We start from the raw sequence: 14,127 nt of genomic DNA, 5'->3' as shown, positions 1-14,127 counted from the left end.
TATGAACCTCCAGGTCAGAGCTGACAGCTGTACTGTACTGCGAGTTCAGAAAATCAGGCAAGGAGCGCGATCGTCACCCATGGAGGACCGCAACATAAGGGAGGCGCCTGCTAGGACTGGTAGGTTTCCATTGGCGGACAACTACAAACAAGGTGGCGGTCGCCGTATGCCTCGTCGATACGGCTCACGCTAGGCCAGAATTTGCTGTGCTTCAGCCATGGAGCCGGAAACGCCGCCTGTTCGCGGCTATACGGACGATTCCATTCTGTAGCCGTCACGATCGCAGCGGTGTGAGGAGCGTTCTTCAGCAGATTGTTCGTGCGCGGTTGTCGTCCATCGACGATCTCTTGAATCTCGGCACGAATGAGGACGAGCGCCTCGCAGAGCCGATCGAGTTCGCCTTTGGCTTCGCTCTCCGTCGGTTCGACCATGAGGGTGCCGGCCACAGGGAACGACACGGTCGGCGCGTGGAAACCATAGTCCATCAATCGCTTGGCCACATCCATCGCCTCGACACCGGCGCTTTCCTTAAATTCGCGTAGATCCAGGATGAACTCATGAGCTACCAGTCCAGAGTCTCCCTTGTACAGAATGGAATAATGCTTTTCCAGCCGCTTAGCCATATAGTTAGCGCTCAGGATGGCCACCTGTGTGGCTTTGGTGAGTCCGTCACGGCCCATCAAGGCAATATATACCCAGGAAATCGGGAGAATGCTCGGGCTGCCGAATGGGGCCGCCGATACGGGACCGATGGCTTGCGGTCCACCGATCTTGACCACGGTGTGTCCCGGCAGAAACGGGACAAGATGCGGCGCCACTCCGATCGGTCCCACGCCAGGACCTCCGCCTCCATGGGGGATACAAAACGTCTTATGGAGATTGAGATGGCAGACATCGGCGCCGATGTCGCCCAGACGGCAGAGGCCGACCATGGCATTCATGTTGGCCCCATCGATATAGACCTGTCCGCCATGCGTGTGAACGATTTGGCAAATACGCCGCACGCTCGCCTCAAATACTCCATGGGTGGAAGGATACGTGAGCATCAGGGCCGACAACCGGTCCCGATATTGGGCGGCCTTGGCTTCCAGATCGGCGACATCCACGTTTCCGTGCCGATCGCAGGCGACGACGACAACCGTCATGCCGACCATGGCCGCACTGGCGGGATTCGTACCGTGAGCAGAAACGGGGATCAAGCACACGTCGCGGTGTGTTGCGCCCGTCGCCCGGTGGTAAGCCCTAATCACCATCAGGCCTGAATATTCACCCTGGGATCCTGCATTCGGTTGGAGGGAAAATGCCGCAAATCCGGCGATCTCGGCCAGCCAGGCTTCGAGTTGCCGGAACAGGGTCCGGTAGCCAAGAGTTTGTTCAACCGGGGCGAATGGGTGCAGGCGAGCGAACTCCGGCCAGGTGACCGGGAGCATTTCGGCGGTTGCATTCAGCTTCATCGTGCAGGATCCCAGTGGGATCATCGAGTGCACGAGCGACAGATCCTTGGATTGCAAACGATGAAGATAGCGGAGCATCTCGTGTTCTGAGTGATATCGATGGAAAACTTCGTGCGTCAGATACTTACTAGTTCTCTCCAACGGAGCGGGATAGCGCAGATCGATAGTGGCGGCGAGGTCGGAGAGGCGGAACGGCAACTGATCCTGACCGACGAAGATCTGCAGAAGGTGGCGCACTTCTTGCCCGGAGCTGACTTCGTCGAGCGAGATGCCGATCGAGCCGTCCTCATAGTGTCGGAAATTGATCCCGTGTTCATCTGCCCTCACCGCAATCTGGTTGGCCTGAGCCTCGGATACCGGAACCCGAATCGTATCGAAGAAGACTTTCGTTGAGACTTCGAACCCAAGCCGGCGCAGTCCTTCAGCCAGCAGCAGCGAGAGGCCGCGTACGCGCTCGGCAATCCGACGCAGCCCGTCCGGCCCGTGGTACACCGCGAACATCGCGGCCATGACGGCCAGTAAGACTTGGGCCGTACAGATGTTGCTCGTGGCTTTCTCCCGTCGAATGTGTTGTTCCCGTGTTTGAAGCGAGAGCCTGATGGCTGGTTTGCCGGTCACGTCTTTTGAGACGCCGACGAGTCGACCCGGCACTTGCCGTTTGTACTCTTCCCTGGTGGCTAGAAATGCGGCGTGAGGGCCACCAAAGCCGATCGGCACACCGAACCGTTGTGTCGAACCAACGACGATATCAGCGCCGAATTCTCCTGGTGAGCGGAGCAACGTCAAGGCGAGAAGATCGGTGGCGACCACCACCAGCGCGCCGGCCTCATGCGCCTGCGTGACCAAGGTGCTGAAATCACCCACATACCCGTCAGTAGCCGGGTACTGCAACAGAATGCCGCACAGTTGAGGACGCGAGCAATCAATGGACGAAAGGATCCCGGTTTGGATGACGATGCCGAGCGGTTCGGCTCTGGTCTGCAACACGGCCAACGTCTGTGGATGACAGTCTCGCGAGACGAAAAACTCTTTTCGCTCCTGACCAGCGTTGCGAGCGATCGCATAGCACATCGCCATTGCTTCGGCTGCAGCGGTCGCTTCATCCAGCAGTGAGGCATTCGCCAGCGGGAGGCCGGTCAGGTCTGTCACCATGGTCTGGAAGTTAACGAGCGCCTCCAAGCGGCCTTGCGAGATCTCGGCTTGATACGGAGTGTATTGCGTATACCAGGCCGGATTTTCTAGAATGTTTCGTTGAATCACGCCCGGGGTTACGCAGTCGTAGTACCCCATGCCGATAAGCGACCGATAGACCTTGTTCTGTGACGCGAGATCTTTCAGCCGGTCCAGCACGGCCTGTTCCCCTTCGCCGGCAGGAATGTCGAGAGGTTGATGGAGCCGAATGTCAGAGGGGATCACCGTATCGGACAAGGTATCGAGCGACTGTAGGCCTAACGTGGCCAGCATTTCTTGGATATCGGCTTGTGTGGGACCAATGTGCCGATGGAGAAAATCGTCGCTCGGTTGGAGCCAATTCTGAGTGGTCATCGAGTCATCTGTCCTCTGTTTGGGTTCTGCGAGATCGATATCAATGGCTGTCGTATCGACCGCGCAGCCTATCATGGCATCAGCTCTTTTCCAAGAGACGGAACCCCCGCTTTGGAGGGAGAGTCGATGGTCATTACACAGGATGTTCGCATGACGAAGAGGGTAGGTCGAAGCAGGCCTATGATGCGTCCGGTGGTCTCCGAGGGCTCCACGTCTTGCACAGGCGCTTACTTTCGTTGCTTTTCTCGGAATTCACGCTATTGTTGCCTCATACCTCGAGTCCGGAGAGCTGACCTATGGCGGCCATGAATCGGGGCTCCGATCAAACGACAGCCAAGGAACCTCGGTCCCGCTTCTCGGCGGGAAAGGTTGTCGTCATAGGCCTCGCTCTAGGGGTCACAGCGGTCATCGGATACCTGGTCTTCAAGAGCCAAGGTCTGGTGACCGGTTTCTTGGCTCCTCATTTTCCCGCTACTCAGCCCAGTGTGGTTCTCACAGGACCACCGTCGAGGCCCGTCCCATCTGATGTACGTCTGACTCGTGAAGGGATCGACGTTCTTCTCGATGCCCTGGACGAAGCGATTCGCCGAAAAGATGTCGACGGCGTCGTGCGCCACATTACTCACGATGCCACCATTACCATTCATATGAAACAAGGCCCGCAGCAGCAGATGGCCATGCTGACGCGGGATGAATATCGGAAGACTTTGGCCATGGCGTTTGCCTTTCCCAGCGCCAATGACTTCACCCGCACGAATACTTCGGTCTCGTTGGCTTCGGATGAACGCAGCGCGAAAGTCTCATTCAAGTCGACGGAGACACTTCGACAGGCCAATCGAGAATTCAAGACGGAGGGAGAGGAAACGCTTGTCTTCAACATTCGCGACGGCAAGCCCATGATTACCTCTCTGGAACAGACCTTCCCCGGCGATTCCACCTAGCCGCCTAGTCGGCGAATCGGCCTTCTCGTACGTGACTTCACGTTGAGCGCGCTCGTTCTCGCCGAGATTCACGATCTCTGGTTTGATATAATCATCGCGCGGATCAACCTTTGTTGGAGTGACCATGCGGGTTCTTGTCATAGAAGACGAAACCAAAGTCGGGTGTTTTATTAAGCGAGCACTTGAGGAAGAAAGTTATGCCGTCGACCTCTGCGAGGACGGAGCCAAAGGGTTGGAGATGGCCTTGTCGACCAACTATGATCTCCTTGTCGTCGACGTCATGTTGCCGTCCATGTCCGGTTTGGATGTGTTGAAGAACCTCCGCCGAGAACGGATTCAAACTCCGGTGTTGATCCTCTCGGCGCAATCTCAAATCGATCAGAGAGTCAAGGGACTGGACGCCGGCGCCGACGATTACCTGACAAAACCGTTCGCCATCGATGAGCTGTTGGCGCGTGTGCGCGCGTTGTTACGCCGTGGCGCGACGGAAAGCCCTGGGATCCTTCAAGTCGACGACTTGATGCTCAACCCGGCGACGCGTGACGTGACCCGGGGCGGACAACGCATCGATCTGACGCTGAAAGAGTATGCCTTGCTGGAATATCTGATGCGCCATACCGGCCGTGTCCTCACACGGCCCATGATCTCTGAGCACGTGTGGAATCAAGACTTCGATACCTTCACGAATGTCATCGACGTCTATGTGAACTATCTCCGGAATAAAATCGACCGAGGCCGAACCAAGAAACTGATCCATACCATCCGCGGGAGCGGGTATATGCTGAAGGCCGACTAGCACGATGCCGAGGCAACCGGCCGCCCCCTCACGCAGTGGCTTCAGCCATACCAAACCGACAGCAAGGTTTCGCCGAGATTTCGTGCCGTCGTCACCGACCGGGAGTTGCCTATGCCGTTACGTGTCCGGCTGACCCTCTGGTACGGGAGTGCCCTTGCCCTCATTTTGATCATCTTCTCCGTCATTCTTTACGCTGTGACGGCGCAACATCTTCGCGACGCCGTCGATGAATCGCTCGAAGAAACGGCCGCCACGGCGGTGCGCTCACTGGAAGAGCGGGGGTTTCTTCCTCTGGTCAACGAAGAGGAATTGCTTTCGCAATTTCCCGAGCTGGCGCGAATCGACAAGTTCTTCCAGATTTTCAGCCCTTCCGGCACGATCACGATCCGCTCGCCGAATATCAAGCAGCATGAAGTTCCGCTCAGCCGAACCGCCCTCGAAACCGCATTTGCCGGACAGAGCACCTTTGAGTCGGCTAAGTATCCCCACGAGCCTCCGCTGCGGTTGATCTCCGTGCCGATCATGTTCCGCGGCAATCTGCTGTATATCGTGCAGGTCGGCACGTCGATGGAGTCGGTGGGAGAAACGCTCCGGAGGTTCCTCGTTCTACTCGTTGTGGCAATCCCGATCGCGCTGGCGGTCTCTCTGGCAGGGGGCTGGTTCTTGGCGGGCCGGGCGCTGCGCCCGGTCGATAAAATCACCCTTGCCGCACAACGCATTGCCGCAGGAGATCTCAGTCAGCGCCTGAGCATGCCGGCAGCGCATGATGAAATCGGTCGCCTGGCGGCCACGTTCAACAACATGATCGGGCGGCTGGACACCTCGTTTCGCCAAATCCGTCAATTCACCAGCGACGCATCACATGAGTTGCGGACGCCTTTGACCGTGATGAAAGGTGAAACGGATCTGGTTCTGCGGCGACCTCGCCCGCTGGAGGATTACAAGTCGGTACTTGAAAGCAATCTGGAAGAGATCGATCGGATGACCCGAATCGTCGACGAGCTCTTGTTCCTTTCCCGCGCCGATATGGGTGAAGTCAAAATGGAATCATTGCCCGTCGCGCTGGAGTCCCTGGTCGAAGACATTCATCGTCAGGCCACCTTGCTTGGACAGGAGCGGAATGTCGAAGTGGTGCTCGGAACGGTCATGCCGGTGGTCGTCCAGGGCGATGACTTGCGCCTTCGTGAACTGCTGCTGAATCTCGTCGAGAATGCGATGAAATATTCGCATCCAGGCGGCAAAGTTGAGATCTCGTTGTTGAACGATGGACGGGAAGCTCGACTCTCGATCACTGACCATGGCATCGGTATCGATCCGGCCGACCACAAACGGATTTTCCAGCGTTTCTTCCGCACCGACGTAGCCCGAGCCCACACGAAGAAGGGAACGGGTCTGGGGCTCGCCATCTGCGCCTGGATCGCAGATCTACACAAAGGCCGAGTAGAGGTCAAAAGCAATATTGGCCAAGGGTCAACCTTCACCGTCGTGCTCCCCCTCACGCGCCCTTCTGCTTAACGAACTCTAATACTGGGCTAATCCCACTCTCATCACCGGTTGTTAGATTTCTTCGTACACATTCACGATCCGCCCGACGGCAGGCATCACAGTGAGCTGGTTCTCATCTAGCAGTCCAAAAAGGAGGACGTATGTCATCACGCCTACTTGGTAAGGTCGGTTCCGCAATCGGAATCGGTCTCGTGGGTGGAGTCTTGGTTTGGGGAGGTCACTCGCTCAGTACATCCCACGCATCCAGTGCCCCCACTTCAACTCCAGTGGCTGCGGCCACCACAACTCCCACGAACGGGTTTACGGAAGTCGCAAAACAAGCTACTCCGGCGGTCGTCAATATTACGACGGTCATGACGGAAAAGGTCTCGGACGGATCATCCCTCCCTGATGAACTACGCGACCGAATGGAAGAGTTCTTCGGAAAGCCGCTCGACCCAAGACATCGGGGGCCGCAGAACCCCTTGGAGCCTCGAGGACCTCGACGAAGTCAGGGATCCGGCGTAATCGTTTCCTCAGACGGATATGTGTTGACGAACAATCATGTGATCGCCAATGCTCAAGAAGTCAGCGTGACCCTTCCTGACAAACGAGAATTCAAGGGAAAGATCGTCGGCACTGATCCGAAGACTGACCTTGCCGTCGTCAAGATCAACGCCAGCGATCTTCCCAGCGTACGATGGGGAGATGCCTCCAAACTGCAAGTCGGTGAGTATGTCCTTGCGGTCGGCAATCCGTTCGGGTTGAATTCCACGGTGACGCTCGGGATTGTGAGCGCCGTCGGACGCGGTCATATGGGGATTACTCAGTATGAAGATTTTATTCAAACGGACGCCGCCATCAACCCGGGCAACTCAGGCGGTGCGCTGGTGAATACCAATGGTGAACTTGTCGGCATCAATACGGCGATCTTTTCACAGACCGGTGGCTATCAAGGCGTAGGGTTCGCCGTGTCGACGACGATGGCCAAGCCGATCTATGAGAGTCTTGTCAGGACCGGAAAAGTTGTCCGAGGCTTTCTCGGCATCGGTCTCCAGGATTTGAATCAAGATCTGGCGAAGTCCTTCAGCATCAATGATTCTAAGGGCGCCTTAATCAGCGACGTGAAGGAGAACAGCCCGGCTGACCAGGCCGGACTTAAACAGGGCGACGTTATCGTTGAATACCACGGCACTCCCGTGGAGGATGGCGTCGCATTGCAGCGATTGGTGACCAGAACTGCCGTCGGCACCAAAGTGCCGTTGAAAGTAATTCGCGACGGTCGCGAACGTGAGATGACGGTCAAAGTCGGTGAACAGCCGGACGAAACGAAGATCGCCAAGGTGGAAAGGGCCAATGCGGACCACGCCTTGTCCGGTCTCGCGGTCGAGGACCTCGATCAGGATATGGCCAGGGACCTTGGGCTCAATGGGAAGCGGGGTGTAGTGGTGACAGGGGTAGAACCGGGTAGTGGAGCCGAAAAGGCCGGCCTCCTACCGGGCGATCTCATTCGAGAGATTAACCGGCAACCAATCAAGTCGGTGAAGGATTTTGAGAAGGTGTCCTCGGATGTGAAGAAGGGAGGAACCGTTTTGATTCTGATCAATCGCCGTGGGAACTCGTTGTTTCTATCCGCCAAAATCTAACGCAAGACACTAGGCCTGAACGCGCAAGGGAGCCGGATTCAAGCGGCTGCCTTGCGCGCTCTTTCCAGCCGATGAACAGCCTAGTCGAACACCACGGTTTTTCTGCCGTACACTAATACACGCCGCTCGATGTGGCGCCGGACGGCACGAGCCAACACGATTTCCTCCAAGTCACGCCCTTTCCGCACGAGATCGTCCACCGTATCCCGATGTCCCACGCGAATCACGTCTTGCTCGATGATCGGCCCTTCGTCCAGGTCCTGGGTCGCATAATGCGCGGTCGCTCCGATGATCTTCACGCCGCGGTCATAGGCTTGCCGATAAGGATTTGCCCCGATGAAGGCTGGCAGAAAGGAATGGTGAATGTTGATCACCGGACAACCGACCTGGGTGAGAAAGTCCGCACTGAGGATTTGCATGTAACGAGCCATCACGACGAGCTCAACGGTATGCTCCTTTAGGCGCGCCAAGACCTGCCGTTCCTGCTGCGGCTTGGTCTCCTTGGTAACGGGATACACAGCAAACGGGATCTTGAAGAGATCGGCCCAGGTCGCGCAGGTGTCATGATTCGAAATGATGACAGGAATATCGATATGCAGCTCGTCTCGACGGTGCCGCTGGAGGAGGTCCGCCAAACAGTGATCCTGCTTCGACACGAACATGCCGACCCGGGTGCGTCGGCTGGACGGATGCACCTCGTAGTGCATCTCGTACACTTTGGCGATGGGCTCAAAGGCCGCCGGAATGTCGCCCACGGGAATTTGGAATCCCTCCGTCGCAAACTCCATCCGCATGAGAAAATCGTTCGTCTCTTCGTCCGTGTGATGGTCGGAGTCGAGAATGTTGCCGCCGAAATCGTGAATGAATCCCGACACTCGCGCGACGATGCCTTTACGGTCTTTGCAATGGATCAGCAGAATGATGGAATCTTTTCTCGACGCGGTCATCGGTTCTCACTCCATGAAATGACAAGTATGAGTGTAGCAGAGCGGGGGAAAATAAGAATCAGCGGACTGGATTGGTGACGATGTGTCCGACAAGATCAAAACCCGCCGCATCCGTAATCTGGACCTTGCAGAAGTCGCCGGGCGCTGGATCGTCAACCCTTTGACGCGGTGAGCGCTGCGTGCGGCGATCGGCCGCACCTTCGTCGATATAGACGACGCCGTCTATTTCAGGAGCGAGCCCTGCGTGGCGCCCTTCCAGCGCGCCATCTGTTTCTTCAGATCGGCCATCGACAAGCACGTCAAGGATAGAGCCGACCTTGGCCCGTCCTTTGGCCGTCGCGATCGATTCCTGTATCGAAAGGAGGGCATTACGGCGCTCATCCATAATTTCCCGCTCGACCTTTTCGTCCAAGTCGGCGGCCGGAGTCCTCTCCTCGTCCGAGTAGAGAAACACCGCGACTCGGTCAAACTCAGCCTGCTCCACATAGTTGCGCAGTTCGGTGAAGGCCGCCTCGTTTTCTCCCGGGAAGCCGACGATGAAGGCCGTCCGAAACGCTACACCGGGAATGCGCTCCCGTATGCGATCGACCAGGGATTCAATCGCAGCGCGATCGCCCAGCCGATGCATGCGTTTGAGCATGCGGTCATTGATGTGCTGAAGCGGCATGTCGATATATTTCGTGATCTTTTCTTCCCCGGCATAGAGATCCAGCAGATCATCTGTGACCTGCTGCGGGTAAAGGTAGAACGGCCGGATCCACCGGAGGCCTTCAACCTTCACCAATTCACGGAACAGTCGGACTAAGCCTTGGCGAAGGCCAAGATCGACACCGTAGTTGACCGTGTCTTGCGAGATGAGGTTGATTTCCTTCACCCCTTCTTCCGCGAGTTTCTGCGCTTCCGCGACAATGGATTCCACCGGCCGGCTGCGTTGCTTGCCTCGCATCAGCGGGATGGCGCAGAAGGTACAATTCCGGTTACAACCTTCAGCGATTTTCACATAGGCGCTGTGCTGTTGACCCAGCCTGAGACGGGGGGCCAGTTCATCATAGAGATACGGGGGTTGGCTGATCCAGAGTCGCCGATGCCGCTTCTTCGGAGCCAATAAGTCTCGACAGATCTCGGCAATCTTGCCGAACTCGCCGGTGCCGACTACCGCATCCAGTTCCGGCAATTCCTTCAGTAAGTCCCCCTGATACCGTTGCGCCAAGCAGCCGGCCGCGATCAAGATACGGCAGGTTCCTGTTTTCTTCAGATGACCGTGCTCCAGGATCGTGTTAATCGATTCCTGTTTGGCTTCTTCGATGAAGCCGCAGGTATTCACGATGACCACCTCGGCTTTTTGGGGATCACCAGTCAGCTGAAACCCTTCAGATACAAGCGTGCCAAGCATGATTTCCGAATCGACCTGATTTTTGGAGCAGCCAAGATTCACGAACCCGATCGTGGTCGTTGGGCCGTTCGCACCAACTGGCGTGGCAGATTTAGAACGTTGTGGAACAATCAGGGGCTGGGACATGAAGGCAGTCTACGGGAGGGTCGAAAAGCCTGTCAATCAGACCCTTGCGGGATCTGGATCAATTCCCCTAGAGTGTTCCTCATGATTCGCACGTTTCAGGGCATCAAGCCGACAGTCCCGAAGTCTTGCTTTGTTGAAACCACCGCCGTCGTCATTGGCGATGTCGTCATGGGCGAGGACTGCAGTGTGTGGTTTAACGCGGTCATTCGGGGCGATGTGAATTACATCAGGATCGGAGATCGGACCAACGTACAAGATCTCTGCATGTTGCACGTTACTCATGACACTCACCCCCTGGTAATCGGGAATGCGGTCACGATCGGCCATCACGTCGTACTGCATGGTTGCACGATTCACGATCGTGTATTGGTGGGGATGGGGGCGATCATCATGGATGGCGCGGTGATCGGGGAGGATTCGGTGGTGGGAGCGGGCGCACTCGTTGTGGAAGGTACGATTGTCCCGCCGAAGAGTCTGATCCTCGGTGCTCCGGCGAAGGTCAGGCGACCGGTCACGGAGAAGGAGTTGGCCTGGATCAGGGAATCGGCGGACAATTATGTGAAGTATGCAAGGCAGTATATGGGCGATACGGGTAAAAAGACCGGTTTTGAGCTCTGACAGGCATCAGACAGGTGTCTCTCCCTATTTACCGACTTTGATGAAACAGATCGGATCGCCCACGAGCGCCGTGGGATATTGTCTCTTCTCCACACGATAAGGCGCTTGGTGTCGATGGCACCAGTCCGCAATCCATACCACTTCCTCCGTGGACGTGGTCACCAGGCCCGGCACATCTAATTTTGACATGCAGCGGTTCACGATCGCTTGGACGATCCGCCGCTCTTTCTGAAAGAGCACATGCTGGAAGGTGACCGGATCAGCGCGACCATATGACAGCGTGGAGAGGTGGGGGAACCGCTCCGGATCGTTGAGCACGCTGACGATCCAGATGTGATTGAATCGACCTTGTGCTCGGGAGGCATCGAGAGCGTGGAAACGAATCGGTAAACCGCGACACGCACGATTGAGCACCGCGACCTCCAAGCGCCGAAGGTTATACGGCTCCACCGTGCGTTGGCGGCCGATCGCTTCGGCAAGTAGTGCCGGAAGCTCCGCCACTCCGGCGCCGACATAGAGACTTCCCCCATCACGCGGCAACCTCCGTACGAGCGCTTCGGCCACAGTAGTTCCCAGTCTCCGGCAAGGCGCTCGCTTGGTGCGCCAGAACTCATCGCCACCTTCATAACAGTAGACGGCCTCCAGCCGTTTGTAATCGAGGCGATCAAACACGTCGCTGATAACTCGCCGGGTAGTATAAGCAAGGCGTTTCCCCATGCCGCTCACGTAGGTCGCATCTCTCTGACGACGGTTTTAGGCCAATCCACTCTTTAGCGCTTGAACCTGTTGATACACAGCCCTTCTGCGCTCATCTGAATACAAGGAGTTCGTCTCTCTGAGAATAGCGTTGACTATAGGATGATGCTCATTCGTTACAGTGCCAATGCATCTCTTCACCGTCTCCAAAGCTTTCCCTGAAACGTTGTCGCGAATATCATTTCCCAACAGGAACGCCCCTGCATCCTCATATCTCGCTATGCATGCTAAACCCGCGAGTTCAAATCGACGTGCCTGGTTAGCCTCATAGTGCTCCATGACGTAGGAGAGATCCACAAGGTCTCGCGGATATGTTCTGTCCAAATAGGCCACCACCTTTAAGACCGCGAACAGCCACAGTGGTACGATCGGCAGTACCAACCCTTGCATAACCTCAACCTGTCTTGCATATTGAAACACTTCCGCAAACCCAGTCAGATTCATGTGGTTGCCAGATTTCCTCCAAACCAGGATGTCCTCGGGGCCATCTGAGATCCCATAAGGAATGAGATCGATCTCTGCTGTCTGATAATAAAGCCGGTGCTCCTGTTCCCCGTGGCCTTGCCGAAAACCCAATTTGGCGAGGTCCGATATGACAGCTTCCCAATCTGCCCACGACGACAATTTGATCACATGATCGGCGTCGCGCGTCTCGCGAGTGCCGACATCCGAGGAGAGTAGAATGCTTGGAACAAGTGCACCCACAAGTGCGAATGAAATCCCTTTACGGTCAAAGTAGGCGGCGAGCACATTCATCGCATGCGCAAGATGGGCCTCAATCTTTGGCAAGGGTCGGCTCCAAGTACTTGTGGTAGATAAGCCGAGCGGTTTCGAGGTCGCGGTCGGTGGCTCGACATAACAGTTCGGCGTAAACCAATAAAGGGTGCACTACCGGGTAAGGCTCTTGTTTTCCCCAGAACCGGAAGACATTCGGTGAAAACGCCTTGATGACGGTGATCGGTCCTTCTGTAACGGGCAACCACTTCAAGGTCCGAAGAGCTTCATCCTGTCGCCACAATTCAACGAAGACCGTGAGGACTTTGCCGCGGTAGTGATGGACCAATTCGTCCGCGCCGAACCCTCCTGTGAGTCCCCACGATAGCCCCTGATCCGAGGCATAGTGGTGGAAACTCTTGACAACGGATTCTAGGTTGTTTTTCAGATCTCTGAACTCACCGAGAAAGAGTTTGGGGCGAAGGCGGCTTGCATACCCCTGGACCCAGCGCTCCACCAATTCCTTCTTCCGAAGCAAACGAAATCGCTCATTGCCGAGCGGTTCCAGATATCCCTGTTCCCTAAGATCTCGTTTCACCCATCCCACCGTTCCCAGAGCTACGCCATTCGCATGGGAGAGATGCCGATAGGGAGTGTTGATGGAATCTGGCTCAATGAGCAGGCCGAAAAGAAGTGTAAGACCGCTCGGCTGAAACAGCCTGGTTGGTTTTTCCTTCTGAGAGGTTGGTGGTTTTTTGCCTTCGACATAAATATAAAGACCTGGGTCACGGCTTAGGAACAGGTTGCCTGCTGTATCAATAAAATTGACGCCAGCGTGTCGTAGCTTCCCAGCAAGCAGTGGATTGACGTAATCAGCAAGCAATAAAAGCCCTGTCGCCTCCCCCCTTCGACTGCGATCGGCGTTCGCTCTAATGAGCAGATGCTGAACTACTTGTGGGCGAAGATGAGCCTTTACCTCGAATAAATAGTGATAGTTCTTACCTTTGGTTTTGATCGTGACCTCACCATCCCATCCATGGTCCCTGGGACCAACCTCGCGCCGGAGATTTGCAACGCGAAGAGGATGGACGGCCTTGAGCCGATCCAATGTTGAGGCGATGATCTGAGATTCTTGCGCAATGCGTCTCATAGTGATCGGCAATATAGCACGTTCATGAATCATGAACAATAGGATTGAGTGAACATATTGCCTATAGAGAGTAGGAGTTCTTAAAGGTAAAGAACTCGCGATCGGCAAGAGGCTAGGGCGCCTATAACTCTCCCTGGAACGCGCGGTGGAGCATCGACTGAAAGAGATCATCAAGATGTCGGCGAGAGGCAAATTCTTTCTGGAAACTGAGAGATGGAACCGGCACAGGCAGACCTCGTAACTGAGTCATGTTAATACTGGCGAGATGGATTGTTCTTATTGCGCAACCCAGAAAATATTCCTTGGCAGTGGGAGTCTGAAGAAATGTCTCGAAGTACACGGGGAGCAACTTTGATTGTTCGAGTCGCACCCTAAAGAATGACTGGAGCCTCGCCGCAGGCCGCTACAAACCCGTGACCGTTGAAGCAGTTGACCACGACAAGCCGCAAGACATCCTTGGCGACGTGCTCAAGCTCGAACACGAGATCATCAAGGATGGTTTTGAACCAGGTGAGGAGGGATACCTCGGAGGGAGAATCTCAGAAAGATGTGCCGC

At 55.9% G+C, this 14,127-nt stretch carries 11 protein-coding genes; 5 read left to right on the top strand and 6 right to left on the bottom strand.

Annotation, left to right across the window (positions count from 1 at the left end; all coding sequences use genetic code 11):
* Positions 1–110: 110 nt before the first annotated feature.
* Positions 111–2,999, bottom strand: coding sequence for an aminomethyl-transferring glycine dehydrogenase (gene gcvP, locus H8K03_11665; GenBank protein UVT22455.1), 2,889 nt, complete (start codon positions 2,997–2,999; stop codon positions 111–113).
* A 296-nt stretch (positions 3,000–3,295) separates the two neighbouring features.
* Here gcvP and H8K03_11660 point away from each other — a divergent pair, with 296 nt between their 5' ends.
* The 4 genes from H8K03_11660 to H8K03_11645 all read left to right on the top strand — a co-directional run bounded on the left by H8K03_11660 (position 3,296) and on the right by H8K03_11645 (position 7,867).
* Positions 3,296–3,940: a hypothetical protein gene (locus tag H8K03_11660; protein UVT18493.1), complete on the top strand. Its 645-nt coding sequence runs from the start codon at positions 3,296–3,298 to the stop codon at positions 3,938–3,940.
* A gap of 124 nt (positions 3,941–4,064) precedes the next feature.
* The gene (locus H8K03_11655) at positions 4,065–4,736 is read left to right on the top strand and encodes a response regulator transcription factor (protein UVT18492.1); all 672 of its coding nucleotides are present in this window, start codon (positions 4,065–4,067) and stop codon (positions 4,734–4,736) included.
* A gap of 111 nt (positions 4,737–4,847) precedes the next feature.
* Positions 4,848–6,251 (top strand): HAMP domain-containing protein, encoded by a 1,404-nt coding sequence (locus H8K03_11650; GenBank protein ID UVT18491.1) that lies wholly within the window; start codon positions 4,848–4,850, stop codon positions 6,249–6,251.
* Positions 6,252–6,382: 131 nt separating this feature from the next.
* A complete protein-coding gene (locus tag H8K03_11645) occupies positions 6,383–7,867 on the top strand; it encodes a DegQ family serine endoprotease (GenBank protein ID UVT18490.1) in 1,485 nt (494 codons plus the stop codon).
* 80 nt (positions 7,868–7,947) lie between these two features.
* Here the strand turns inward: H8K03_11645 and purU are convergent, their stop codons facing one another.
* Entirely contained in the window at positions 7,948–8,814 is an 867-nt protein-coding gene (purU, locus tag H8K03_11640; GenBank protein ID UVT18489.1) for a formyltetrahydrofolate deformylase, read from the bottom strand.
* A 58-nt stretch (positions 8,815–8,872) separates the two neighbouring features.
* A complete protein-coding gene (gene rimO / locus H8K03_11635; protein UVT18488.1) occupies positions 8,873–10,333 on the bottom strand; it encodes a 30S ribosomal protein S12 methylthiotransferase RimO in 1,461 nt (486 codons plus the stop codon).
* A gap of 81 nt (positions 10,334–10,414) precedes the next feature.
* On the opposite strand from rimO, the gene H8K03_11630 reads away from it, so the two are divergent.
* Positions 10,415–10,951, top strand: a complete 537-nt coding sequence (locus H8K03_11630) for a gamma carbonic anhydrase family protein (GenBank protein UVT18487.1) — start codon at positions 10,415–10,417, stop codon at positions 10,949–10,951.
* A 24-nt stretch (positions 10,952–10,975) separates the two neighbouring features.
* On the opposite strand, the gene H8K03_11625 is transcribed toward H8K03_11630, so the two are convergent.
* The 3 genes from H8K03_11625 to H8K03_11615 are packed head-to-tail and all read right to left on the bottom strand — an operon-like array spanning position 10,976 to position 13,571.
* Positions 10,976–11,668, bottom strand: coding sequence for a hypothetical protein (locus H8K03_11625; protein UVT18486.1), 693 nt, complete (start codon positions 11,666–11,668; stop codon positions 10,976–10,978).
* 36 nt (positions 11,669–11,704) lie between these two features.
* Complete coding sequence (locus H8K03_11620; protein ID UVT18485.1) at positions 11,705–12,496, bottom strand: hypothetical protein; 792 nt, start codon at positions 12,494–12,496, stop codon at positions 11,705–11,707.
* A complete protein-coding gene (locus tag H8K03_11615) occupies positions 12,483–13,571 on the bottom strand; it encodes a hypothetical protein (GenBank protein UVT18484.1) in 1,089 nt (362 codons plus the stop codon). The genes H8K03_11620 and H8K03_11615 overlap by 14 nt, the downstream gene beginning before the upstream one ends.
* Between the last annotated feature and the right edge of the window lie 556 nt (positions 13,572–14,127).

This window comes from Nitrospira sp. (genome assembly GCA_024760545.1).
GTDB lineage: Bacteria > Nitrospirota > Nitrospiria > Nitrospirales > Nitrospiraceae > Nitrospira_D.
The sequence above is the reverse complement of the archived record's forward strand: the minus strand, read 5'-3'. Positions and strand labels throughout refer to the sequence as shown.

What these genes read in the sequence shown, in the direction of transcription:
- gcvP (UVT22455.1), bottom strand. Translation starts at nt 2,999, where the DNA reads ATGACCACTCAGAATTGGCTCCAACCGAGCGACGATTTTCTCCATCGG.
- H8K03_11660 (UVT18493.1), top strand. Translation starts at nt 3,296, where the DNA reads ATGGCGGCCATGAATCGGGGCTCCGATCAAACGACAGCCAAGGAACCT.
- H8K03_11655 (UVT18492.1), top strand. Translation starts at nt 4,065, where the DNA reads ATGCGGGTTCTTGTCATAGAAGACGAAACCAAAGTCGGGTGTTTTATT.
- H8K03_11650 (UVT18491.1), top strand. Translation starts at nt 4,848, where the DNA reads ATGCCGTTACGTGTCCGGCTGACCCTCTGGTACGGGAGTGCCCTTGCC.
- H8K03_11645 (UVT18490.1), top strand. Translation starts at nt 6,383, where the DNA reads ATGTCATCACGCCTACTTGGTAAGGTCGGTTCCGCAATCGGAATCGGT.
- purU (UVT18489.1), bottom strand. Translation starts at nt 8,814, where the DNA reads ATGACCGCGTCGAGAAAAGATTCCATCATTCTGCTGATCCATTGCAAA.
- rimO (UVT18488.1), bottom strand. Translation starts at nt 10,333, where the DNA reads ATGTCCCAGCCCCTGATTGTTCCACAACGTTCTAAATCTGCCACGCCA.
- H8K03_11630 (UVT18487.1), top strand. Translation starts at nt 10,415, where the DNA reads ATGATTCGCACGTTTCAGGGCATCAAGCCGACAGTCCCGAAGTCTTGC.
- H8K03_11625 (UVT18486.1), bottom strand. Translation starts at nt 11,668, where the DNA reads ATGGGGAAACGCCTTGCTTATACTACCCGGCGAGTTATCAGCGACGTG.
- H8K03_11615 (UVT18484.1), bottom strand. Translation starts at nt 13,571, where the DNA reads ATGAGACGCATTGCGCAAGAATCTCAGATCATCGCCTCAACATTGGAT.